The following is a 23,287-nucleotide window of genomic DNA, read 5'->3' on the forward strand; positions in this document are numbered from 1 at the left end:
CCTCTCTCCTATAGTTTTCCCATTTCCTTTTGTATATCCATAAGCTCTCTAGCTAACATCAAAGTTTCCTCAACCAACCCTTCAGACTCACACTTTCTAATTTTATCCATAATTTTCTTTCTTGACTCCTCTAACTTGTATTTTTTTATGTTATTCACGCAGTCACTTACCATTTTGTCTATGGACCCTTCATCTATATCAACTTTATATTCTTGAATTTTTATCCATTCCTTTGTGAACTCACTATCCTGCATAGTTTGCAGGTTAATAATCTTTATCAATTCTTCCTTAGAGCACATATTGTTTTCTTTAATGATTTTATAAATTACTTTATGTGCCTTTAATATAAGGTCATCTTCACTTACATTACTAAATATTTTATCACTTAGCCTTTTATCAAGGGCAAGGCTTAATACTGTTCTTTCAGCCCTAACAAACCCAGGCTCTAAATATAATTTTTGCCCAAATTTCCTATTTATATTATGATTTTTGCTATTTTGTATAGATTTATCGGGATTTTTATCTAAGGATTCCATTATAGCTTCTTCACCTATGCCACTTTTCTCCGAAACCTGCTTAATATATACGGCTTTTTCTAGTGGATCAAGGTCCTTTAGCACATTAATTACTTTCTTTAGATATTTAATCACCATTTCCTGTTTTGAAAAGTCAATCCCCTTTTCTGCTATCCTTAGTTTAAAATCTATAATTGGTAGAGCCCCATCTACTAGATTTAGAAATTTTTCTTTACCGAAAGATCTAATAAATTCATCGGGATCTTTTCCACTAGGAATTTGTAGAATTTTAAGGTCAAACCCAGATTTTTGTAATATTTCCAATCCTCTTATAGTAGCATTTTGACCTGCTACATCTGAATCAAAGGATACTATTACAGTATCAATATATCTCTTTAATAATTTACATTGACCTTCTGTTAATGCAGTTCCTAAGGTGGCAACTACATTGGTTACTCCTTGCTGAGAAAGAGAGATTACATCCATATAACCTTCAACCATGATAACTGTTCTAGCTAAATTATTCTTTATTGCTAAATTTAATCCATAAAGATTTGTTCCTTTATGAAATATCGGGGTTTCAGGAGAGTTTAAGTATTTGGGTTTAGAATCATCTAAAACCCTTCCACCAAAGCCTATTACCCTACCACTGACATTAAATACAGGAAATATAATTCTGTTTCTAAATCTATCGTATATATTTCCCTTTTCATTTTTTGTAGTAAGTCCTAGTTCTAATATTTCTTTTTCACTAAAGCCTCTTTGTTTTAAATAGGAACGTATTCCCTGCCAATTGTCTAGTGCAAAGCCAATACCGAACTTTTTAATAGTATCATCCGTTATACCTCTTCCTTTTAGGTATTCATAAGGAGCCTTAAATCTTTTTAAATTAGTATAAAAATACCTGGCCGCTTGTATGTTTATATCATACATCCGCTTAAATTTTTCATTAGCTGCTGAACTTTTACCTGATAAATCTGCATCATCTACTACAATGCCTACCTTTTCTCCAAGAAGTTTTACTGCTTCTGGGAAAGACATGTTCCTAGTTTTCATAACAAAACTTATTACATTACCAGCCTCTCCGCATCCAAAGCATTTATATATTTGTTTTTCACTTGATACAGTAAATGAAGGTGTTTTTTCACTGTGAAATGGACATCTTCCTAAATAATTTTTCCCCGTTTTTTTTAAGGTTACTACCTCTGAAACGATATCCACTATATCATTTTCCTCTTTTATTTTTTGTATTATTTCTTCAGAAAACATTATTAACTCACCTCACTCTCAAGTGATTCTAAACTTAAAGAAACCTACTAAATATATTATTCATTAAGTCTAAAAGAATTTAACTCTACGTACAAATTCCTAGCTCTTATAATTCGACATATATTTCTTAAATCCTTTTTTTAAAAAAAGTTTTTTGTAATATAATTGTATTGTATGCTATATATATTCTTTATAAGATATAGTTTTCCTTCATAAAGAGTTATTTTATTTAAATAAATATTTGTATAGTCATTACTTTAAATAAATATCCTTAACTAGGTATATATATGTCCTTAAACAGATCTATACAGTATTCATCACTCATTCCTGCTATATAATCAGCAACACCTTGATTAAGTCCTTCTTCCTTGGCTATTGACTTGTAAAATTCAGGTAGTTTTTCTTCATGAAAATAAAAATATTTATAAAGCTGAATAAGAATAAACCTAGCTTTATCCCTTTCTTCTTTTAGAAATTCTCCATTATAGACTTCTTTAAACATAAAATCTCTAAGCTTTTTAAAGTTATAATCTATATCTTTAGATAATGACACTTGAATATCACTGTAATTTATATTGCTTTTTGTTCTATAGATACAGTCCTTAACTAAGGTATCTACTCTCTCTCCATGAGTATTCCCTAAAATCTCAAGTATATCCTTTGGTATATCCTCCATTGATAAAATTCCTGCTCTTAGGGAGTCGTCAATGTCATGATTTACATAAGCGATTTTATCGCTATACTTTACTACTTGCCCCTCTAAGGTAAAAGCTTTGCTACTGTTATTAGAAAAACCACTATGATATAGTATTCCGTCCAGTACCTCCTTTGACAAATTTAACCCTTGTCCATTATTTTCTATATGTGTTAATACCCTAACACTGTTTTGGTTATGGCTAAAACCATTGGTGAGTAATTCATTAAGTACTTCTTCTCCACTGTGAGCAAAGGCAACATGTCCAATATCATGACCTAGCGCTATAGCTTCTATTAAGTCTTCATTTAGCCCTATGCCTCTACCTATAGTTCTTGCAATTTGTGCCACTTCCAAGGTATGGGTAAGCCTGGTTCTATAGTGGTCGCTCCAGGTTTTAATGTATACTTGAGTCTTTCTCTTTAGCCTCCTGAAGGATTTACAGTGTATTATTCTATCTCGGTCAATCATATAGGTAGTTCTAACTTCATCTAATTCTTCACTTCTAGCCCTGCCCATAGAGTTTTTAGATTTTGAGCCCTGTGGTATTATACTATACTCTTCACTCTTTTCTATGTTTTCCCTAATATTCATCATTGCACCTACCTTTATTTCTTATTGAATACCTAAAGTTATGCTTAGATGTCCAAATTTAGTTTATAAAAACTTTTATATTATAACATAAATTGTAGTTTTATTTCTATAGCATTCAAGTATTCTATATATTAAAAATATTAAATTTAATCACTATTTATCCAATGACTACCAGCTCTAATACTCCCATAAAATTGTAGTAAAGAGCTGCTACGTCCTTAGATAACAATTTTCCCTAAAGGACAACGAATTCTAGGTATCAAATAAATTGATACTTAGAATTCTTTTAGTAAGCTTCAAAGAAGCTAACAACTCTGTTAAGCATATTTAATAACTATATTATGTATGTATATAATTTCTTTACTATACATGAATATTCCTTTAATAGACTATAAAAATCTTTCAATATTTCAATGAATTGATATATTTATCATAAATTTTTCATAAACATAATTGTAGTAGAGATATTTAATATTATCTTATAGTATTTTTAAGGAGAGAAGTACAATGAGTAACGCAATAGCAGATAGTTCTAACTCTAATTTACTATCGCCAAGTAATATTAAGAAAAATGTATTACCTTATTATAATTTATCTAATAATTGCAGTATATATCAGGTGAAGTTTAAGGATACCGATAAGCAAAGAGCTGTTTATAAAATAGAAAGTGATTCCCATGAGTATTGTTTAAAAAAAGTATATTATGATGTAGATGAACTGCTTTTTATTTATTCAGCCATAGAATGGTTATATCGTAATAATATAAATGTACCTAGAATACTATCTACTACTAATCATGGAAGATATGTAAGGTACAATGATATGTTGTTTATTCTCACAGATTGGATTCAAGGGGATAAATGCGATTTTGATGATATAAATAATGTGAATATGGCAAGTAGAAATTTAGGACAAATTCACGAGACTTCTTTAGGATTTTCCCCAATTTTAGGTAGTAAACATAAAGAAGGTTTCACCAATCTTACAGACTCTTTAAATAAACATACTGTTCAACTTGTTAAAAATGAAAAGCTAGCATTAAAGTATAAAGATTATTTTTCTAAAATATACAAAGTTAGCTTTACTAATAGCATGTGTCTAGCAAATTTATCAACTAATGTAGCCAATACCATAGACTATGACAACTTATCTGTTTCTATATGTCACAATGATTATGTAAGTAAAAATCTTATTATAAATCAGAGTAAAATTTATGTTATCGACTTTGATAAATGTAGATACGACTATTCAGCCTTTGATATTTCTTATTGTTTAAGGCGACTGATGAGAAGAGAAAACACTTGCTGGAATGGAGATTTAGCCATAAACTTTTTACAGGAATACGAGAGCAGTCATCCTTTGACCTTTGATGATTATAAATATATCCTTGCCTACTTAGCCTTTCCACAAAAATATTGGAAATTATCTAGGGATTACTATAAAAATATATCAAAATGCAATAAAAAAGCCTTTATTAATCTGCTTAATAAAGCTGTATTACACAATGATATCCATATTGATTTCAGTTATAAACTACTGGATTATATTGAAAATAAATTCAGCACTAAAATTTCCTTTAAATAAGACTCTCAAGGATATATAAAGAGGTAATCTGAAAATTTTTTAATTCTTTTCAGATTACCTCTTTGTTAATTGTTATTTTTTATTTTATTTTTACTTGCATCCACAGCAACATTTTTTTCTTGGATTTTTAACTTCAGCTTGAGCAGCTGCAAGTCTTGCTACTGGAACTCTGAATGGTGAGCATGATACATAGTTTAATCCTACTTCGTGGCAGAATTCAACGGAAGATGGATCTCCACCGTGCTCTCCACATATTCCAAGTTTGATGTCTGGTCTAGTTGATTTTCCTAGGTCTGCAGCCATCTTAACAAGTTTTCCAACTCCAACTTGGTCTAATCTTGCAAATGGATCGGATTCATATATGCTCTTGTCATAGTAGTGTTTTAAGAAGTTTCCAGCATCATCTCTTGAGAATCCAAAGGTCATTTGTGTTAAGTCATTAGTTCCAAAAGAGAAGAATTCAGCTTCTTTAGCTATTTCATCAGCAGTTAAAGCAGCNNAGCAGCTCTTGGAATTTCTATCATAGTTCCTACCATGTACTTCATATCTATGCCTGATTCTTTTATGATTTTATCAGCTATTTCTGTAACTATGTTTTTAACATACTTAAGCTCTTTTACTTCTCCAATTAATGGTATCATGATTTCAGGTACTATATCATAACCTTTTCTAGTTTTAACATCTATAGCAGCTTCTATTACTGCTCTCGTCTGCATTTCAGCTATTTCTGGGTAAGAAACTGCAAGTCTGCAACCTCTATGCCCCATCATTGGGTTAAACTCATGTAATGATTCAACAGTATTTTTTAGTTCTTCAAAGGTAATTCCAAGTTCTTTAGCTAATTCTACTATTTCATCATCTTCATGAGGAAGGAACTCATGTAGTGGTGGATCTAAGAATCTTATAGTGGCTGGTCTATCTTGTAACTCCTCGTAAATTCCTATAAAGTCACCCTTTTGCATTGGTAATAATTTTTCTAGAGCTGCTCTTCTTGTAGCCTCATCCTTAGCAACGATCATTTGTCTTATAGCCATTATTCTCTCGCCTTCAAAGAACATGTGCTCTGTTCTACAAAGTCCTATTCCTTCTGCTCCGAACTTAACTGCTTGAGCTGTATCTCTTGGATTATCAGCATTAGTTCTTACTTTTAAGCTTCTTATTTCATCAGCCCATGCCATGAATGTTCCAAAGTATCCACTTATTTCAGGATCTACAGTTTTAATTTGTCCTGCATATACATTTCCTGTACTTCCATCTATTGAGATGTAGTCCCCTTCTTTATAAGTAACTCCACCTACTGCAAAGGTTCTATCTCCTTCATTTACTGTTAAGTCGCCACAACCAGCAACACAGCATGTACCCATACCTCTAGCAACAACAGCTGCGTGAGAAGTCATTCCACCTCTTACTGTTAATATACCTTCAGAGGCAATCATACCTTCAATATCTTCTGGTGAAGTTTCAAGTCTAACTAAAACTACCTTTTCACCACTTTCATGGGCAGCTTTTGCATCTTCTGCAGTGAAGTAAACCTTGCCGCAAGCAGCACCAGGAGATGCTGGAAGTCCTTTAGCTATAACTGCTGCAGCCTTAAGTGATGCTGAATCAAAGGCAGGATGTAATAATGTATCTAATTGTTTTGGTTCAACTTTAAGGATTGCTTCTTCCTTAGTAAGCATTTTCTCTTCTACAAGGTCAACAGCTATTTTTAATGCAGCTTGAGCTGTTCTCTTACCGTTTCTTGTTTGTAGGAAGTAAAGCTTACCTTCTTCTATAGTGAACTCCATATCTTGCATATCTCTGTAATGGTTTTCTAAAGTGTTTACAATATCCATGAATTGTTTGTATACTTCTGGATTTTCTTGTTCTAATTGCTCTATTTTTTGAGGTGTTCTGATACCAGCAACAACATCTTCACCTTGAGCATTCATTAAGTATTCAGCAAATATTTTCTTTTCTCCTGTAGATGGGTTTCTTGAGAATGCAACCCCTGTACCAGAAGTATTTCCTTTATTACCAAATACCATTTCTTGAACGTTTACTGCAGTTCCCCAACTACCAGGAATATCGTTCATTCTTCTATATACTATAGCTCTAGGATTGTTCCAAGATCTAAATACAGCAGTGATAGAAGCTATTAATTGTTCTGTAGGATCACTTGGGAATTCTTCTCCCTTAGCTTCTTTGTAGTAAGCTTTAAACTTAGCTACTAATTCTTTTAAGTCTTCTGCATTTAATTCTGTATCAAGTTTTACGCCTCTAGCAGCCTTCATCTTATCCATGATATCTTCAAAGTTTCTCTTTTCTACTTCCATAACTACATCAGCAAACATTTGAATGAATCTTCTGTATGAATCATATGCAAATCTAGGATTTTTTGTTTTTTTAGCCATTACTTCAACAGTTTCATCATTTAATCCTAGATTAAGGATAGTATCCATCATTCCAGGCATAGATGCTCTAGCACCAGATCTTACTGAAACTAATAAAGGATTTTCTAGACTTCCAAACTTTTTGCCTGTAAGTTTTTCTAACTCAGCCATTTTTTCATGAATTTCTTTAACGATTTCTTCTGCAATTTTCTTTCCGTCATCGTAGTATTTATTACAAGCTTCAGTTGTTACTGTGAAGCCTTGTGGCACTGGAATTCCTATGCTTGTCATCTCTGCAAGGTTTGCACCCTTTCCACCTAGTAAATTTTTCATGCCGCCGTTGCCTTCATTAAAAAGGTACACATATTTTTTCTTTTCCATGTTATACAACCCCTTAACTCTTAAATTATAGTTATATAGTCAAATGAATAAAATTATTCATTTTCACCCAGTTTTACAAATACCATAGAAATTGTTGTCTTAGATATTTTTCCTACAATTTTCGGAACTTCTTTTCCCCTTAAAAGTTCTAGTCTTACAACAGGTAAGGAATCTACCTGATGCTCAATTATTTTCTTTGCGGCATCAAAGGCTGAATCTTCCTCTGATACACTAACAATATTAGGCATTCTAGTCATGATAATTCCAACGGGTACTCTATGCATATCAGCTGTTCCCATAGCCATCTTTATGAAGTCTTTTCTAGATACAGCTCCTAATAGTGCTCCTTCATTTTCAATGAATAAAGTTCCTGTGTCATTTAAAAAAAGTGTTAGAATGGCCTCATAAACAGGTGTGTCTTCCTTTACCAGAACAGGTTCAGACATTACATCTTTAACCTTTATATTTCTAATTTCACTGTTTTTAGGTTCTTTATTTGAATTTTTAACACACACATATCCAACTTTAGGTCTTGCTTGAAGTATACCGGTCATAGTCAATATAGATAAATCTGGTCTTATGGCGGATCGCGTAAGCCCTAACTCTTTTGCGATAGCTTCACTGGTTATTGGTTCATTTTCTTTAACTAATTCTATTATTTGTTCTTGTCTAAGCGAGAGTTTAATAACAATTCGCCACCTTTCAAAATTTTATTATTCACTCCAAATTCTATGATTTTAATTATATCACACATTGGGGTAAGTAAGTGTTATTTTTAAGTAATTTTCTATTATATTGTATAAGAGATTTATTTAATTTGCAACTTTCTCTAAAAATTTTTAAAATATTTCGTTAATTCTTTGGTAAATTTTATTCTAAATAAAAAAAAGATGAGTCTGTACCCATCTTTTATTTATGTTATCTTTTCATATTATTCTTGGCTTCAGAAATTTTTTCTTTAATCTTCCCTGAGGTTTCAGAGAAGATTTCTTTTAGTTCATGGGTTACTTCTGTAGCTTTCTTTGCAGTTGTTTCCATGGTACTCTTTACAATTTTATTAACTACTTCTACAGTTCCATCTTCTTTAATTATATCTATTTCTAAATCAATAAATACTGCAGTAGCAGCTCCTAAAACTATTAAAACTGGTTGCAATAATAATACTATACCCACCACAATTCCTGCATTTACAGGGATATTCACTAGGATAGAATCATCCTTTCTGATAATAATTCTAGAAACATTACCAGCATTTATCAGCTCTTTTATATAGGTTACAAATTCACTTTGAGAAATTTTCTCATTGAAATTTCTATTATCCTTTTGTTTTTCTCTTTCACAGTGAATTAACGCTTCTATTAAGTCCCCATTGAATCTTTCTAATAAGTCTTCAGCTTCTTCTTCAGATAGATTAGCTCTTTCTTTTAATATATTTATCTTTTTTAATGTAGCTTCATCCATAAATATTTCCTCCCTAGCGATATTTAATACTTAAGTATATTATACCACTTATATACTAAAACTTTTTAAGTAAGGATAGGCTATTAGGTTTTTTTCTATAATTTAGACTTATAAATGTTTCTAGGATTTTTCCTATTTGTTCCTTTGTATTCATATCTAAATTAAGTCTTCCTACCTTCTCCAGCTCTACTTTACTTAGAAACTTTAATCCATTATATGTGGCGGCAGATACTTTCGTACCATATTGTTTCTCACATTGGTTACAAATTCCACCATAGAACTGAAAAGAAATATAGTCTGTGGTATTTATCTTATTTCCACATAGGGCACAGTTTTCTAAAGATATACCATAGCCTGTAGCCTTTAAAACCTTAACTTCAAAGGCTCTTGCTAAAAGGTCTAAGTCTATAGCCTTATTTCTCATAAGATAAAAACATTTCACTAAATCTATAAATATGGGATGACTCTCACCTTCTTCTATGGCAATATCTATGAGTTCATTAAAATAAGAACCATATATTAAGGTGTCATAGTCATTTAATATATCCTGAAAGGAATCTATAATTCTCCCTTCATTTAAGGTGTATAAAGTTCTTCCTTTATATAGTAGATACTCACCAAAGGAGAAAGGTAGGGTATTTGAAAAATTTTTATTTTTACTTTTTCTAGCGCCCTTTGCAATTACAGTTACCTTTCCAAATTCCTCTGTAAATATCCATAATAATTTATCATTTTCTTTGTATTCTTGGGTTTTTAAAACTATCCCTCTAGTCTTGATAGTATTCAATGAATAACACCTGCAATTCTACTTATAACCAAGTTCCTTTAACACAAATGCACTATCTCTCCACTCTGATTTAACCTTAACCCAAATCTTTAGGTTTACTTTACAACCCAGGAACTTTTCAATATCTTGTCTTGCATAGGTAGATATCTTCTTCATCATAGCTCCATTCTTACCAATTATTATACCCTTATGTGAGTTCTTCTCACATAGCATGTTTGCCTCAATAAGATAACTTCCATTTTCATTCTTCTTCATGGTTAAAATTTCTACAGCAATACCATGAGGTACTTCTTGAGATAAAAGTCTTAGTGCTTTTTCTCTTATGGTCTCCATTACTATAAATCTTTCTTGCTGATCTGTTATCATGTCTTCTGGGTAATACATAGGTCCCTCTGGTAACTGATCAACTACTAATTCTAATAATTTTTCCGTGTTCTTTCCATTAATAGCTGAAATAGGTATTATTTCTTTAAAATCTAAAACTTTAGTGTATTCTTCTAGAGTTTTAGCTACTCTATCAGCAGGGTTTTCATCTATTTTATTTACTACTAAAAATACTTTAGTATTGCACTGCTTTAGTTGTTCTAGAATATGAAGGTCTGCCTTGTTTATCTCCCCTTCTGGTGTTGTTAAAAATAGCACCACATCCACATCCTGCATGGAATCTTTAGCTATCTTAACCATGTACTCACCTAACTTATGTTTAGGTTTATGCATACCTGGTGTGTCTACAAATACTATTTGAAAGTTATCTCTTGTAAGTATTGTTTGTATATTGTTTCTTGTAGTTTGTGGTCTACTTGATACTATAGATAATTTCTCTCCCATTAAATAATTTAAAAGGGTTGATTTACCCACATTTGGTCTTCCTATTATAGTTATAAATCCTGATTTAAACATATATCTCTCCTTATTTAAGTAAGTCCTCTTTAGTAAAAGCTCCTGGTAGTATTTCTTCTAATGTTTTTACTATATACTCATCTTGATTTTTAATTAATACTATTTCTATATCTTTAGCAGCAAACTCAGCAATAACCTGTCTACATATTCCACAGGGAGCTGTATATGTTGACATATCTCCTACTATGGCAATTTTTTTCATTATAGAATGCCCTTCAGATACAGCTTTAAATATAGCTGTTCTTTCAGCACAGTTAGTAGCGCCATAAGAAGCATTTTCTATGTTACAGCCTGTAAATACACTGCCATCTTCCATTTCAATTGCTGCTCCAACTTTAAACTTAGAATATGGCACATAAGCTTTTTCTCTAGCCTCTATAGCAAGTTTTACCAATTCTTTTATCTCCATTTTATCTTCCTCCAACCTAATTACTCAAATCTATCCACAGTTTAAAATAATTACACATTTCTTTTGTTAATTTACCTTCTTAGTTATATTAGTTTACCATAGAATACGAATTTTATCACATAATTTTTATTGCTTATATTTTATTTAGTTTGTTTATTTAATAGTATTTAAAATATCTACTTTACCTAAAATAGCTCATTTTAGTAAAATAACGATACGAAAGGTATGAGGATCAATAATATAAGTACATGGTCAACATTAATACTGTAATTATCCAATAAGCTGATATAACAGTAGGGTTAGTAAGGATCCAAAGGCTCCTCCAAGGACTACTTCAAGAATGGAGTGTACGTTAGAATCTACTCTGCTTTGGGCTACTATGAAGGCTAATAAAAATGCCAATATCATTATTAGTGGCTCTGTGGTTAATAGTGTAATGGTAGTTGCCACAGCAAAGGCTATAGAACTATGACCACTTGGCATTCCACCTCTNNAAGGTGTACCTTCATCATATACAGCCTTTACTACTACGGTTGCAATACTAACTATTACTAACATTAAAAATATCATGTGAGGGTCAGAATTTTTAATTTTTAAAAGAATAATTATAGAAAAAGGTAGAACTTTATCACCAAAAATTATATAGGCTACTAAAACTGCATTTATTGCAGTGACTAATACTGCTCCTGCAGCTACATTTTTCGCAATCTTTGCCAGAGGATGATAAAAGTTGGTAGTAGCATCTATGGCACATTCCACTGCTGTATTTATCATTTCTGCAACCACAACCATTGTTATTGTAATGGCAATTACCAAAAGTTCCATCTTTGTCATGTCAAAGAAAAAACAAGCTGTTAGTATTAACATAGCTATTATCATATGTATTCTCATATTTCTTTGAGTTCGTATTGAATAAATTATTCCCTCTATAGCATAGTTAAAACTATCCACTAGTTTCTTTACCTTCATAAATAACCCCACCTTAATTAAAGCTGATATAACCTATATACTCTATTATCTTTCAATGTTAAACTCACTTAGAATTTCNNTCTCATTATTACCTTATCATCATCTTCCATGTGATCATATCCAAGCAAGTGAAGAATGGAATGAGTTACTAGGTAGCACACTTCTCTTATAAAGGAGTGTCCAAACTCTTCACTCTGCTCTTTTGCTCTCTCTAAGGATAATACAATATCTCCAAGGACTAAATTCCCTTCATTTAAATCAATAATTGAAAATTTATGATCTAAATAACACTCCTTGAATACTTTTTTTTCATCATAGTCTAGCATGGGAAAAGATAGTATATCTGTAGCCCTATCTATCCCTCTTGTATCTGAATTTATTTCTCTTATGGTTTCATTATCCACAAAAATTAGACTTACTTCATAGGGAATCAGCACCTTTTCCTCTTTTAAAGCATAATCTATAATTTCTTTAATGTTTTCTTCTAAGTCTTTTTCAACGGAAATAAGACTTTGCCTATTATCTATATAAATCATATTCTATCTCCTATTTATCCTATATCTGCTTTTCTTTTTCAACTTCTTTAGTTTGTATAACTACTTCTGGCTCTTTTAACTTAAACTGTTCTTCCTTAGTTGATACCACTTCTTTATCTTCTTCAAGTTTTTTTTCATTGTTTTCTTTCGTTAAATTAATCTTGTCTTTAGGATATTCTATTCTTTCATGGTAAATTCCAGATAGAACCTTTAGAAAACTCTCTCTTATTTTCTCTAAATCTTTAAAGGTTAAGTCAGAGTTGACAAACTGATTTTCATCAATTCTACTCTTAATTATATTATTTACCATTTCTTCTATCTTCTTTTTATTAGGCTTATTAATGGACCTTACAGAGGCTTCAACCCCATCTGCTAACATTATAATGGTAGATTCCTTTGATCTTGGTGGTGGTCCGCCATATCTATAATCTGCCTCATTTACTTTATCAGGATTCTCACTTTTGTTTCTCATAGTTATATAAAAATACTTAGCTAGAGAATCTCCATGATGCTCTCTCACAACATCAGTGATACCTTCAGGTAAGTTATATTTTTCTGCTAATTTAACCCCATCTTCCACATGGGATAGTATTATGGCAGAGCTCAAAGCTGGCGACATATCATCATGAGGATTTGCTATACCTATTTGATTTTCCTTAAAATAATACGGCCTTTCTAGCTTTCCAACATCATGATAATAGGAAGCTACCCTAGCTAGTATTGGATTTGCTCCCACACTTTCTGCAGCCATCTCTGCTAAGTTTGCAACTAACACACAGTGGTGATAAGTACCTGGTGCTTCTAAAAGTAATCTCCTCATTAAGGGATGATTAGGGTTAGCTAACTCTAGAAGTTTAATATTAGTTAATACGTCAAATATATTTTCTAAAACTGGTAGTATTCCTATGGCTAATATTCCTGAAACTATAGCAGACACTCCTGTAAGCATAGCCTTATTGATTATACTAGTCACATTAGTGCTTAGGAAATATCCCATGGCAGCAGTAAATACTACATTTATAGCTCCAATGAGCAAGGAAGAATACAATATGTCATTTCTTTGCTGAACCCTTTTTAATACCATTGGAACTATTACTGCATTAACCATAGCTATAAGAGTCAAATCCACTGAAAATTTAACAATAAAGGATATAAATATTACATTTAAGATTCCTATGGTTACAGATGTTTTACTATCAATTAGTACAGATAATAAAATTGAAATACAAGCAAAGGGTATAACATAAGGAGATATGAGAATAGATATCCTAGCTAATACTACAGTTAGTACTGTCAGTAGGTTTATCAGTATAACCTTACTATTATCTTCATATATGTCTCTGCGCTTTTCTTTTATATATCTCCACTGTAATCCCAATACTCCTGCAACAACTAGGAGTAAAACTAGGTTCATATAAATGCCTGTAGATTTATCATTATCTAGAAGGCCTAAGTCATTTAAAAGCTCAATTTGTGATTCAGTAATAGGTTGACCTTCTGCTATTATAGTTTGATCTTTTTTATAGATTACAGGTGTTACATTTTTAGTTATGTTTTGTCTTGCTTCTTCTGTCTTTTCATGATCTACAAAATAGGTGGCCTTAGTTTGTGAATAACCTATGGCCATAGCTAAATCCTTAACATTTTTAGCATAGCTAGTATTATTAAAGAAGGCAGTTATATATCCTTGTGCTGAAACTATATCCTGAGGTTTATTCTCATATATAGGGGTAGTATCATATAAATTATTCATACATTTTACTATCTCTTCATTTAGGCTATTTAATCCAGTATCATTTAAGGATAAAAGCAATCCATAGTTTTCAGTAGAAAGATTTTTTATAACACTTTCCTCTTTTAATTCTTTCAGCTTTATCCCATTGATTTTATCCTGTTCTGACTTAATTTTTTCATTATCATCTTCACCAGAAGAATTATAAGGAGGATTTTCAGAATTTATCTTTTTAACTAATTCAAAAAGTTTATTTATATTATCTAAAGCACCCTTTCTTATGTTAGCATCATAGGTATAGGTTTCTTGTACGTGTTTTAGCTCTTCTTCAATACTTTTTTGAGTTGCTACCTTATCCTCCACATCTCTTGGTGCTTTAATATCAAATTTAGCTATTTCATCTACTTGAAGGTTATATTTTTTACTTACTACTACAGTGCTTAAAATCAAATAAACTATTAAAGTTGTAATTATAAAAGTAATATAGGGTTTTACTCTTGGAAATCTTATCCTTGATAATCTTTTTTTATGTCCCATATTTACACCTCTTTTTAAGTCTCAGGGGATTCATCTTCTTTTTCTGTTTCTGTATCTACAACTTGACTTTCTGCTATGTCTTCTTCTACAGTAACTAATACTCTAATTTCATATTCCTTCTCTTGCTTTTTAACTTCTGGAGTTATCTCTAGTATTTTAACTCCTCTATCTAAATTTAATGTAATTTTGTTTTGTAATTCTTTTATTACAGTGTCAGTGTCAGTAGCTTCTTCCACCTCTTCTGTTTCATAATAAGTTTCTTTTATAAAGATGCCCCAGTTTTCTTCTATTTTATCATAAGTTGTATAGTTATTTAATGATTTCTTAATATAAATTTTATTATTGTTTACATTTACTCCATATCGTACCTGCTTATTTCCTGTTCTTCTTTTTGAGGTAATAGATATAGGTACTTTTGTGAATTCTTCATAAAAAGTAGTAGCATATATTTTTCCTTCAGCTTTTACTGAGAACTCCATGCCTTCTTTTCCTTCTTGACCTTTTACAATTAACTCACCTTTATCAACTACTGTGCCAAGTTGTTTCACAGGAGTTCCAGCGCTAGTATATATTCTATTTATAACTCCACTTTTTTTAGCTATTAAATCTCCTGTGTACTCCTTTTCTTTTATCTTTGGTGGTTCTTGCCTCTCTACTATATCTACACTGAGCATAGAACCTTCAATTCTAACTTTAACCCACATTATTTCATCTATATCAGCAACTAACTTTTCCTCAACTTTTAGAACATCTATTGAGCCCTTTTTACTTCCAACCATTATTCCATAGCTTTTCAGTATATTTCTAACTTCAAGGGGAGCTAGATATTTATCTGTATCTATATCTACACTCCAAATAAAGCTACTCAAATAGTATAAAATAACGAAAAATGCAGCGATACCTGCAATTAAAAGTTTCCTAGTACTTAATCTAAGATAAAAAAAGTTTATCCCTTTACGATGCAAAATCTTCACTTTTCCCTTTACTTTTTTAACAGCTTCTTTTAAGTGAAGATAATCTGATATTGATATTTCTAGTGTTATCGAAAAGGCGTTATTTCTTTTTATATTTTTTACACTTACATTTTTATTCCAGAGATAATTGAGAATTTTTTCTCCTTCAAGGGAATCTACTTGAACAGTTATATAGCTTTTATTAAAATTATTAATCTTCTTCATAGTTTTCATACACCATAGATTTGAAATTTCCACTTAAAGTTATGGTGGTACCTCCTACAAAAATAATTTCAAAATCCTCACCTAAAATTTTCAAAGGTCCAATACTTGTATTTATAACTAATTCACTGTCACTAAATTTTATTATCCCTTTATGATTCTCTACCGTTACTTCTTTTCTTGCTATCACTATTATTTTAGGCAAACTAAGGGCTACATCTACTGGTAAGTCTAATCCATAAATGACTTTTTCCTTTACCCTCACTAATTTATCACTCAACTTCATCACCTCTAAATCATAATTTTTACTTACAAAGTTTCTCTTTTAAATTTTATGATTTCTTTTCATGATAAATTACTTAAAATAAAAAGAACTCAGTAAACTGAGTTCTTTATTTATTCAAATATTCTTTTACTATTTGACTAACTACTTTGCCATCTGCTCGACCATTTACCTTAGGTCTAACATCTGCCATAAGTTTTCCCATATCTTTAATGCTACTAGTACCAAGTTTTTCGGCTGACTCCAGAACAATTTTTCGGATTTCTTCTTCCGTTAACTGCTGAGGAAGGTATTGTAATAAGATTTCGATTTCAGCTTTTGTTTGATCAACCAAATCTTGTCTATTTCCTTTATCAAACTCAACCAAAGAATCTCTTCTTTGTTTAACTTCCTTTGCTAAAATTTCAATGACTTTACTATCATCTACTTCTCCTGCCCCTGATTTTTCAACCATTAAAACAGCAGCTTTAGCCATGCTTATTACATTTGCTTTAAACTTATCNNCTTTGTTTAATAGCATTTTTCCAGTCGTCCTGTAATGTTTCCCTAATGGATGACATTAATAAACCTTCTTTCAAATTCTACTTAAATTTTCTTTTTCTAGCAGCTTCTGATTTTTTCTTTCTCTTTACGCTTGGTTTTTCGTAATGTTCTCTCTTTCTAACTTCTGAAAGCACACCTGATCTTGCACATTTCTTTTTAAATCTTCTTAATGCATTCTCTAATGATTCATTTTCTCCAACTTTTATCTCTGACATTTATATCCCTCCCTCCGCTAGCTCAATTTAATTTTAATTAAAAGTAGCCAATGCGAGGCCTAAATAGCACATTTTCAATTATACAATTCACATTAACTTATGTCAAGATTTTCATTAGTTTTATTTACATATTTTTAGTCCTTAATTTTAGCCTGGTGGCCATTTTAAATTTCTTCCACCTAACAAATGAAAATGTAAATGTGGAACAGTCTGACCTCCATGGTCTAAGGTGTTAGTTACAACTCTATATCCACTCTTATATATTCCTAACTTTTTTACTAGTTCTGGTATGATGGCGAAAATATGAGCTATAATGCTACTGTTTTCATAATTTATATCATTAACGCAGCTTATGTGCTCCTTTGGGATTATAAGAATATGCACAGGTGCTTCAGGACTTATGTCATTAAATGCTAATATCTTATCATCTTCATAGACCTTTGTTGAAGGAATTTCACCCTTTGCAATTTTACAAAATAAACAATCTGACATCTTTTCACCTCCATTCTCAGTAGTAAAAACCTACATTTATAGTTTCCTACAATGTATAATATGATATCTCATATCTTATATTATACTCTAAAAATCTATGTTAGTGTATCTATATTTTGTATTATTCTATGATTCCTACCATGTTTTCTTGTTTTAGAGCTACAAGTTTTGTAGGCACTATTTTGCCCTCTAGGTTTTCATCACTTTCTGTTATTACTTTTATATAGTTCTCTGTATATCCTACATAAGTGTTTTCTTTTCCACTTATAGCTTCCTCATAAAGTACTCTCATTTCTCTTCCTAGGAATTTCTCCATGAATTCTACTTCTAAGACATTATTTAGTTCTATTAACTTTTTACTTCTTTCTTCCTTTATAAGACCATCTACTTGGAAAGGCATTTCCGCTGCCTTAGTTCCTGTTCTTTTACTATACTTAAAGATATGCATTTTGCTTAGTTTTATCCCTTTTAAAAACTCATAGGTAGCTTCAAATTCAACATTAGACTCCCCTGGAAAGCCTACAATTATATCTGTAGTTATAGACACATCCTTCATATACTTTCTAAGATTTTCTACTACATCCTTATATTCCTGTGATGTATACTTTCTATTCATTCTTCTAATAGTTGCATCACAGCCACTTTGAAGGGATAGATGGAAATGTGGACACATCTTTTCTAGGTTACAGATTCTCTCTATTACCCCTTCAGTGAAGAAGGTTGGATCTATAGAACCTATTCTAATTCTTTCTATTCCTTCTATTTTATTTATCTCTTCTAGGATTTTAACTAAATTCCAATTACCTTCTAAATCTACTCCATAGGAAGCAGTGTGAACTCCAGATAAAATTATTTCTTTAAAACCATTTTTACTTAGTTCTTTTACTTCCCTTAATATTTTCTCAGGCTCTTTACTACAAACTCCCCCTCTAGCAAAGGGAATTAGGCAATATGAACAAAATCTATTACATCCATCCTGTATCTTTAAAAAGGCTCTAGTTTTATCCTGATATTCATTGATAGCTAGTTGTTCAAATTTATTATTTTTAAGTACATCTTTAACCTCTACTACTTGCTTACTTTCTTCCCTTGCTCTATTAACCCAGTAAACAACATCTCCCTTATTTCTACTTCCCAAGACTACATCTACACCTTCAATTTGTGCTATTTCATCAGAAGCTATTTGCGAATAGCATCCAACTACTGCTATTATAGCCTCTGGATTATGACGTCTTGCTCTTCCTATCATCTGTCTTGACTTTTTATCTCCCATATTAGTTACTGTACAGGTATTTATAACATAAACATCTGAAAATTCATCAAAACTTACAACTTCATATCCCTCTTTTATGAATTTTTCTGCCATGGCTTCTGATTCATAAGAGTTAACCCTACATCCTAGTGTATATAGTGCTACTTTCATTTTAATTTCCTCCTAAATCACCAAGCTCATACATAATTAAGCTAAGAGCTACAAAGCCAGCAGTCTCCGTTCTTAGTATTCTAGGTCCTAAGGTTACTATAAATGCTCCAGCATCCTTTAATGCCTGAATTTCATCCTCTTCAAAGCCACCCTCAGGTCCTATGATAATGGCTGCTGTTTCTATATTTTTATCTGATACTTGGTTTTTCACATATTTTATTCCTTGATTTTCTTGATTTTCATAGGGTACTATAACTAAATCAAAGTTCTTTATCTCTTCTTTTAGATTATTAAAATCTATAGGTTGGTTTATAGTTGGAATTATACTTCTTTTGCTTTGTTTGCAAGCTTCTAAAGCAATTCTGTTCCATCTATCTACCTTTTTAAATTCTGAGGACTCATTACCCTTAACTACAACTCTCTCTGTAATTATAGGGGTGATTTCACTAACTCCTAGCTCAGTACACTTTTGAGCTATTAAATCCATTTTAGCTGCCTTTGGTAATCCTTGAAAAAGCTGAACTCTTAAAGGACTTTCATTATTTAAAGCAACTTTTTCAATTAGGTTTACTCTTACTTCTTTTTTATTTACCGCTAAAATTTCTCCTATATATTCAACACCCTTGCAGTTATTGATATTTACTTTATCCCCTTCTTTAAGTCTAAGCACCTTATATATATGCTTAACATCATCGCCTTCAATGATACACAGAGATTCATTTATGCTATTATCTTCCACAAAAAATTTATGCATTTTAAATATACTCCCATCACTAAGTTTTACTTTTTAGCAATAATACAAATCCATTCTCCATCTTCCATAACTTCTTCAATTTTAAAGTCTAGGGCTTTTAATTTGTCAGTTACTCTATCTCTTTGAGTATTTAAGATTCCAGAAGCTATGAAGTATCCCTCATCTTCTATAAAGGCTGATACACCTTCACTTAAAAACATGATTATATCAGCTAAGATATTAGCTACTACTATATTAGCTTTACCTTCTACTACTTCCATTAAATCTCCGTAAAGAATTTCAATATTATTTACCTTGTTGAACTCTAGATTTTTCTTTGCAGATTCTACAGCTACTGGGTCTAAATCTACTCCTACTACATGTTTTGCTCCTAATTTAGCTGCAGCTATAGATAATATTCCAGAACCAGTACCTATGTCAAATATAGTGGTATCTTTCTTAACTTTCTTCTCTAGAGCTTTTATGCACATTCTTGTAGTTTCGTGGGTTCCTGTTCCAAAGGCCATTCCTGGGTCTAGCTCTACTACAACCTCTCCAGGCTTTTCTTCATAATCTTCCCAGGTAGGCTTTACTACAATGTGCTCTCCAACATTAGTTGGTTTATAGTACTGTTTCCAGTTATTTGCCCAATCATCTTCATTTACCTTATGATAGGTTACTATACCTTCACCTTTATCAAAGCCAAATTCACCTAATTTATCTACACTTTCTTTTATGTAGTTTAGTGTATTCATAAAATTTTCACTATCTTTAAAGTACCCTTTAACCATAGCCCCTTCGTCAATAGTTAAAACTGACTCATTTATAAAATCTGCAAATCCCAGGTTTTGCTTCTTAAATTCCACATCTGCCACATCTTCTACGGAAACTCCTTCTACATCACAGTTATAAAGAAATCCAGCCACAGCTTCTGTAGCCTCACTGCTTGTAAGTACCGTTACTTCAATCCAATCCTGATCCATTTCAACTTCCTCCATATCTATATATAAATTACACTTAAGTTATATGAACAATAGTTAATAAGTTTTAGTTAATATTATTGTCCTTAATTTAAAAGATGTCTATGGTATTATAACAAAATTTATTATACACTAAATAATCTTTATTGTGTAATTACATATTTCAAAATAACAAAATAACTCTTCCTTAGCAATAGTGAATCTTTTCTATTGCAAGAAAGAGTTTTGTTTAGTTCTGTATTTTCAACAGAACCTATTATTTTATTGTTCTATAAAGCCTTAGTCAATTAGGTTATCTTTAAATCCAAGACCAAAGGCTTCATCAAAGGAAGAAATCATAGTCATTGCTGTTGGGTCTATTGTACTTACAATCCTACGCAAATTATATACCTGAGATTTACTACAAGCACACATTAACATTTGACGACTCTCTCCCGAAAAAGCACCAGTAACATTCATTATAGTTACTCCTCGTCCAACTTCCTTTCCAATGACATCTGCAATTTCCTTTCCATGATTAGTTATTACCATTGCCATTTTTCCTGCTTCAAAACCAGACATAATCTTATCTATAATTGTAGAACTTGATATAGTCATAATAATTCCTAATAAAACAGCATCAATAGTTCCAAATACTAATCCACCTAGAAGAATAACACAACCATCAATAGCAATTGTAATCTGCCCAATAGATAGGTGAGGTGCTTTTTTTCTTACAGAAAGAATTAAAAAGTCTGTTCCTCCAGTAGATGAATTTCTCATATATATGAGTGCTAGTCCAGCTCCAGATAATACTCCTGCAAACACAGCTGCAAGTATAGGATTTCCTGAATAAATTGGGATAAGTGGGAAAACTGCATCCATAAAGAAGGCTGAAATTACCATGGTTTTTAGAGATTTAACTAAGAACCATTTTCCTAACACTTTATAACTAATTATTATTATTGGTATGTTAAGTAATAAGCCACATATACCTATTGGTATTTTAGTAAAAAAGTTTATAATTATTGATAAACCTGAAATTCCACCAGGAGCAAAGTTAGCTGATAATGCAAAGGTATAAATACCAGCAGCATAAAGTATACTACCAATGATGTCATAGAAGGTATCAATCGTAATGTCATAGATCTTTTGTTTTTCAATTTTCATGTTATTCCCTCCAACCTCTTTATTAAAGTTATATCTTATGATTTTGTAGAAAGTAACATAATTTAGATATTAATAAAAGGTTTACATCCACTAAAAAACTTAACTTCTACACCATTAGTAATAAAAACACAATAAATCCTAAAATATCATTAAATTCTACAGTAATATTATAAATATTTTGTCTAAAAAAGTCAATTATTAAATTTTAAAAATATTCGTATTGTTATCTCTATTTGGCTAATGGTTTATTTTACCATTAATATACTTAATTTCAAGGCTTTGATTTAAATTGACTCTATTGATAATTACAGTAATAGAATATATAATCACTAAAAATAGCTAAAGTCCTATACCAACTGTTACAAGACTTTAGCTATATTAAAAATATTTGTAGGTTAATTAATCCTATTTATTACTTTCCAAATATTCCTTTTTTGTGTTTTTTCTTTTCTGCAGTAGTTTCTGGAGCTTCTCCACTAGCCTCCATAAACATTCTTAAAGCTTCTGCTTGTTTCTCATTAAGAGATTTTGGTACATCTACTATTACCTTAACATAGTGATCTCCTCTACCTACAGAGTTAACTCTAGGAACCCCTTTAGATTTTAATCTAAATACAGTTCCAGGTTGAGTTCCTGCTGGAACCTTATAAGTAACATCTCCATCCACTGTTGGAACCTTTATATCTGTACCAAGAGCAGCCTTCGCAAATGATATGTGAGTTTCCATGTGGATGTCAAAGCCTTTACGTTTAAATATATTATGAGATGTAACTCTTATATTTATATAAAGATCTCCTGCTGGACCTCCATTTTCTCCTGCTTCACCTTGTCCTCTTAGTGGCATTACATTACCTGTATCAACACCTGCTGGAACATTCACTGTTAAATTTCTAGTTTTTCTTTCTTTACCAGTTCCTCTACAAGTTGAGCATGATTCCTCTATTATAGTACCTTTACCTCCACAAGCATCACAAGTTGTAGTTGTAGAAATCACTCCTAATGGAGTTCTTCTTTGAACATTTATCTTACCTCTACCACTACACTTAGAGCAAGTTTTAGGAGTAGTACCTTTTTTAGCTCCTGTGCCTCCACAAGTTTCACATTTTTCTCTTCTAGTAACTTTAATTTCCTTCTCACAGCCAAATACAGCCTCTTCAAAGGTTAAGTTTAAATTAAATTCTAAATCTGCACCCTTTCTTGGAGCATTTTTATTAGATGAAGAGGAAAATCCTCCACCAAAGATATCGCTAAAAATATCTCCAAAGCCTCCAAAACCTCCACCGAAATCAAATCCATCAAAACCTTGGGCTCCGTTAAAGTCTGTAGTACCAAATTGATCATATCTCTGTTTCTTCTCTGGATCTGATAAAACTTGATATGCTTCATTTATTTCTTTAAACTTTTCTTCTGCTTCAGCATTTCCTTGATTTCTATCTGGATGATACTTTAAAGCAGCCTTTTTGAAAGCCTTTTTTATCTCATCATCACTGGCATTTTTATCTAAGCCAAGTACTTCATAATAATCTTTATTAGCCATATTTAAAATTCACCACC

The 23,287-nt window shown here is 31.5% G+C and carries 20 protein-coding genes and 2 pseudogenes; 1 reads left to right on the plus strand and 21 read right to left on the minus strand.

Annotated features, from left to right (window positions below; genetic code table 11):
* Nucleotides 1-8: 8 nt before the first annotated feature.
* Both dnaG and B3630_RS02955 read right to left on the minus strand, forming a co-directional pair.
* Nucleotides 9-1,784: a DNA primase gene (gene dnaG, locus B3630_RS02950; RefSeq protein ID WP_346895395.1), complete on the minus strand. Its 1,776-nt coding sequence runs from the start codon at nt 1,782-1,784 to the stop codon at nt 9-11.
* 271 nt (nt 1,785-2,055) lie between these two features.
* Nucleotides 2,056-3,072, minus strand: a complete 1,017-nt coding sequence (locus B3630_RS02955) for a deoxyguanosinetriphosphate triphosphohydrolase (protein WP_346895533.1) — start codon at nt 3,070-3,072, stop codon at nt 2,056-2,058.
* A gap of 507 nt (nt 3,073-3,579) precedes the next feature.
* On the opposite strand from B3630_RS02955, the gene B3630_RS02960 reads away from it, so the two are divergent.
* The gene (locus B3630_RS02960; RefSeq protein ID WP_346895397.1) at nt 3,580-4,656 is read left to right on the plus strand and encodes a CotS family spore coat protein; all 1,077 of its coding nucleotides are present in this window, start codon (nt 3,580-3,582) and stop codon (nt 4,654-4,656) included.
* Nucleotides 4,657-4,746: 90 nt separating this feature from the next.
* Here the strand turns inward: B3630_RS02960 and ppdK are convergent.
* The 19 genes and pseudogenes from ppdK to dnaJ all read right to left on the minus strand — a co-directional run bounded on the left by ppdK (nt 4,747) and on the right by dnaJ (nt 23,270).
* A pseudogene (gene ppdK, locus B3630_RS02965) lies at nt 4,747-7,409 on the minus strand (pyruvate, phosphate dikinase).
* A gap of 53 nt (nt 7,410-7,462) precedes the next feature.
* The gene (locus B3630_RS02970; protein WP_346869639.1) at nt 7,463-8,095 is read right to left on the minus strand and encodes a helix-turn-helix transcriptional regulator; all 633 of its coding nucleotides are present in this window, start codon (nt 8,093-8,095) and stop codon (nt 7,463-7,465) included.
* Between the two features lie 232 nt (nt 8,096-8,327).
* A complete protein-coding gene (locus B3630_RS02975; RefSeq protein ID WP_346895399.1) occupies nt 8,328-8,870 on the minus strand; it encodes a DUF4342 domain-containing protein in 543 nt (180 codons plus the stop codon).
* A gap of 55 nt (nt 8,871-8,925) precedes the next feature.
* The gene (gene recO, locus B3630_RS02980; protein ID WP_346895401.1) at nt 8,926-9,657 is read right to left on the minus strand and encodes a DNA repair protein RecO; all 732 of its coding nucleotides are present in this window, start codon (nt 9,655-9,657) and stop codon (nt 8,926-8,928) included.
* Between the two features lie 18 nt (nt 9,658-9,675).
* On the minus strand, nt 9,676-10,557 hold the full coding sequence (gene era, locus B3630_RS02985) for a GTPase Era (protein ID WP_035128906.1): 882 nt from the start codon (nt 10,555-10,557) through the stop codon (nt 9,676-9,678).
* A gap of 10 nt (nt 10,558-10,567) precedes the next feature.
* Nucleotides 10,568-10,966 carry a cytidine deaminase gene (locus tag B3630_RS02990; RefSeq protein ID WP_346871309.1) on the minus strand — a complete coding sequence of 133 codons (399 nt, stop codon included), beginning with the start codon at nt 10,964-10,966 and terminating at the stop codon, nt 10,568-10,570.
* A gap of 270 nt (nt 10,967-11,236) precedes the next feature.
* Nucleotides 11,237-11,935, minus strand: coding sequence for a diacylglycerol kinase (locus B3630_RS02995; RefSeq protein ID WP_346895403.1), 699 nt, complete (start codon nt 11,933-11,935; stop codon nt 11,237-11,239).
* Between the two features lie 68 nt (nt 11,936-12,003).
* Nucleotides 12,004-12,471: an rRNA maturation RNase YbeY gene (gene ybeY / locus B3630_RS03000; protein WP_414632992.1), complete on the minus strand. Its 468-nt coding sequence runs from the start codon at nt 12,469-12,471 to the stop codon at nt 12,004-12,006.
* Nucleotides 12,472-12,490: 19 nt separating this feature from the next.
* The gene (locus B3630_RS03005; protein WP_346895405.1) at nt 12,491-14,740 is read right to left on the minus strand and encodes an HDIG domain-containing metalloprotein; all 2,250 of its coding nucleotides are present in this window, start codon (nt 14,738-14,740) and stop codon (nt 12,491-12,493) included.
* A gap of 14 nt (nt 14,741-14,754) precedes the next feature.
* Nucleotides 14,755-15,918, minus strand: coding sequence for a sporulation protein YqfD (yqfD, locus tag B3630_RS03010; RefSeq protein ID WP_346895407.1), 1,164 nt, complete (start codon nt 15,916-15,918; stop codon nt 14,755-14,757).
* Complete coding sequence (gene yqfC / locus B3630_RS03015) at nt 15,905-16,195, minus strand: sporulation protein YqfC (RefSeq protein WP_346871306.1); 291 nt, start codon at nt 16,193-16,195, stop codon at nt 15,905-15,907. Before yqfC ends, yqfD begins: the two co-directional genes overlap by 14 nt.
* A gap of 112 nt (nt 16,196-16,307) precedes the next feature.
* Nucleotides 16,308-16,758 (minus strand): annotated as a pseudogene (locus B3630_RS03020) (GatB/YqeY domain-containing protein).
* Nucleotides 16,759-16,779: 21 nt separating this feature from the next.
* Nucleotides 16,780-16,956: a 30S ribosomal protein S21 gene (rpsU, locus tag B3630_RS03025; protein ID WP_035128888.1), complete on the minus strand. Its 177-nt coding sequence runs from the start codon at nt 16,954-16,956 to the stop codon at nt 16,780-16,782.
* Between the two features lie 147 nt (nt 16,957-17,103).
* Nucleotides 17,104-17,448, minus strand: a complete 345-nt coding sequence (locus tag B3630_RS03030) for a histidine triad nucleotide-binding protein (protein WP_346895409.1) — start codon at nt 17,446-17,448, stop codon at nt 17,104-17,106.
* A 121-nt stretch (nt 17,449-17,569) separates the two neighbouring features.
* A complete protein-coding gene (mtaB, locus tag B3630_RS03035) occupies nt 17,570-18,871 on the minus strand; it encodes a tRNA (N(6)-L-threonylcarbamoyladenosine(37)-C(2))-methylthiotransferase MtaB (RefSeq protein WP_346895411.1) in 1,302 nt (433 codons plus the stop codon).
* A 1-nt stretch (nt 18,872) separates the two neighbouring features.
* The gene (locus B3630_RS03040) at nt 18,873-19,625 is read right to left on the minus strand and encodes a 16S rRNA (uracil(1498)-N(3))-methyltransferase (protein ID WP_346895413.1); all 753 of its coding nucleotides are present in this window, start codon (nt 19,623-19,625) and stop codon (nt 18,873-18,875) included.
* Nucleotides 19,626-19,651: 26 nt separating this feature from the next.
* Nucleotides 19,652-20,587 (minus strand): 50S ribosomal protein L11 methyltransferase, encoded by a 936-nt coding sequence (gene prmA, locus B3630_RS03045; RefSeq protein WP_346895415.1) that lies wholly within the window; start codon nt 20,585-20,587, stop codon nt 19,652-19,654.
* Between the two features lie 276 nt (nt 20,588-20,863).
* Nucleotides 20,864-21,733, minus strand: a complete 870-nt coding sequence (locus B3630_RS03050; protein ID WP_346895417.1) for a YitT family protein — start codon at nt 21,731-21,733, stop codon at nt 20,864-20,866.
* 412 nt (nt 21,734-22,145) lie between these two features.
* Entirely contained in the window at nt 22,146-23,270 is a 1,125-nt protein-coding gene (gene dnaJ, locus B3630_RS03055) for a molecular chaperone DnaJ (RefSeq protein WP_346895419.1), read from the minus strand.
* Nucleotides 23,271-23,287 lie beyond the last annotated feature (17 nt).

The organism is Clostridium sp. UBA7503, from assembly GCF_002477055.1.
GTDB lineage: Bacteria > Bacillota > Clostridia > Clostridiales > Clostridiaceae > Clostridium_J > Clostridium_J sulfidigenes.

What these genes read in the sequence shown, in the direction of transcription:
- dnaG (WP_346895395.1), bottom strand. Translation starts at nt 1,784, where the DNA reads ATGTTTTCTGAAGAAATAATACAAAAAATAAAAGAGGAAAATGATATA.
- B3630_RS02955 (WP_346895533.1), bottom strand. Translation starts at nt 3,072, where the DNA reads ATGAATATTAGGGAAAACATAGAAAAGAGTGAAGAGTATAGTATAATA.
- B3630_RS02960 (WP_346895397.1), top strand. Translation starts at nt 3,580, where the DNA reads ATGAGTAACGCAATAGCAGATAGTTCTAACTCTAATTTACTATCGCCA.
- B3630_RS02975 (WP_346895399.1), bottom strand. Translation starts at nt 8,870, where the DNA reads ATGGATGAAGCTACATTAAAAAAGATAAATATATTAAAAGAAAGAGCT.
- era (WP_035128906.1), bottom strand. Translation starts at nt 10,557, where the DNA reads ATGTTTAAATCAGGATTTATAACTATAATAGGAAGACCAAATGTGGGT.
- B3630_RS02990 (WP_346871309.1), bottom strand. Translation starts at nt 10,966, where the DNA reads ATGGAGATAAAAGAATTGGTAAAACTTGCTATAGAGGCTAGAGAAAAA.
- B3630_RS03005 (WP_346895405.1), bottom strand. Translation starts at nt 14,740, where the DNA reads ATGGGACATAAAAAAAGATTATCAAGGATAAGATTTCCAAGAGTAAAA.
- yqfD (WP_346895407.1), bottom strand. Translation starts at nt 15,918, where the DNA reads ATGAAGAAGATTAATAATTTTAATAAAAGCTATATAACTGTTCAAGTA.
- rpsU (WP_035128888.1), bottom strand. Translation starts at nt 16,956, where the DNA reads ATGTCAGAGATAAAAGTTGGAGAAAATGAATCATTAGAGAATGCATTA.
- B3630_RS03030 (WP_346895409.1), bottom strand. Translation starts at nt 17,448, where the DNA reads ATGTCAGATTGTTTATTTTGTAAAATTGCAAAGGGTGAAATTCCTTCA.
- mtaB (WP_346895411.1), bottom strand. Translation starts at nt 18,871, where the DNA reads ATGAAAGTAGCACTATATACACTAGGATGTAGGGTTAACTCTTATGAA.
- B3630_RS03040 (WP_346895413.1), bottom strand. Translation starts at nt 19,625, where the DNA reads ATGCATAAATTTTTTGTGGAAGATAATAGCATAAATGAATCTCTGTGT.
- prmA (WP_346895415.1), bottom strand. Translation starts at nt 20,587, where the DNA reads ATGGATCAGGATTGGATTGAAGTAACGGTACTTACAAGCAGTGAGGCT.
- B3630_RS03050 (WP_346895417.1), bottom strand. Translation starts at nt 21,733, where the DNA reads ATGAAAATTGAAAAACAAAAGATCTATGACATTACGATTGATACCTTC.
- dnaJ (WP_346895419.1), bottom strand. Translation starts at nt 23,270, where the DNA reads ATGGCTAATAAAGATTATTATGAAGTACTTGGCTTAGATAAAAATGCC.